Source organism: Vibrio sp. D173a, assembly GCF_030248475.1.
Map to the genome: position 1 here is coordinate 1 of NZ_JAHGAH010001629.1, position 920 is coordinate 920.

1 protein-coding gene is annotated in these 920 nt (G+C 41.8%); it reads right to left on the reverse strand.

Features of this window, described 5'->3' with window-relative positions; translation table 11 throughout:
* A partial coding sequence (locus KIV40_RS35220; RefSeq protein WP_285354123.1) for a porin occupies nt 1–703 on the reverse strand: 703 nt, incomplete at its 3' end.
* Nucleotides 704–920 lie beyond the last annotated feature (217 nt).

The following is a 920-nucleotide window of genomic DNA, read 5'->3' on the forward strand; positions in this document are numbered from 1 at the left end:
CGATATCCCAGTAACCGTAACCTTGGTTACCTTCGTACTGTGCGTAAGTAGCAGCTAGGTAAAGACCACCAAACTCAGCAGATGCAGAAACACCTGTTAGTAGGTAATCAACGTTTTCAGTACGCTCACCAGTGATGTAAGAAGCACCTACAGAGAATGCGCCAAATGCGTAATCTGCAGAGATACCGTAAGTGTTGTCTACATTTTCAGTAGAGTCAGTGTTGATGTCAGCAACAAGAGTTAGACCCTCAACGAATTGGCCTTTGAATACTGCACCGTGACCGCTAGATTCTGCGTGGTGACCACCAGTAGAACCCATGTAGTTACCTTCGTTAGTGATGTCATCTTTTTGGATTGCATCAGCAGACTCTGCTAGGTCACCAGTTTCACCGAAAGCCATACCCCAAGTGTCAGTTTTGAAGCCAGCTAGTCCGTCATCGAACTTAGCATTGCTGCCGTCAGATTCGATTTCGACAGATGCGTTTAGCTTTGTTTCAGCGTCAAGTTGGATTTTAGCCCAAGTTGAAACGTCAGCTTCTTTCTTTGTAGTTGCTGTAGTGCTTGTGTCAACTTCAGAAGTTGATAGGTAGATATCTACTTCGCCTTTTAGTCCAACTTTAGTATCGTCGTTTGCGTAAATTTCTGCTGCGTTTACTGAAGTTGCTGTTGCTGCGATAGCAAGAGCTAATAGAGTCTTTTTCATAATAAATCCACTGCCTTTTCTAAGAATGGGAGATCCTTGCCCGGTTCCCTTTTTTTGTTTTGCGTTGATGATTACCACTCTTTGTTGGTTAATCACCGCCACTAAATTTCGAGGTCTAGATTGCAAAAGATTATCCTGCGTGTCAAATAAACTAAAAACAAACCTAAAAAAAAGACAAATCAAATAAATTCAAGCACCTACAATTTTTTTCATCATT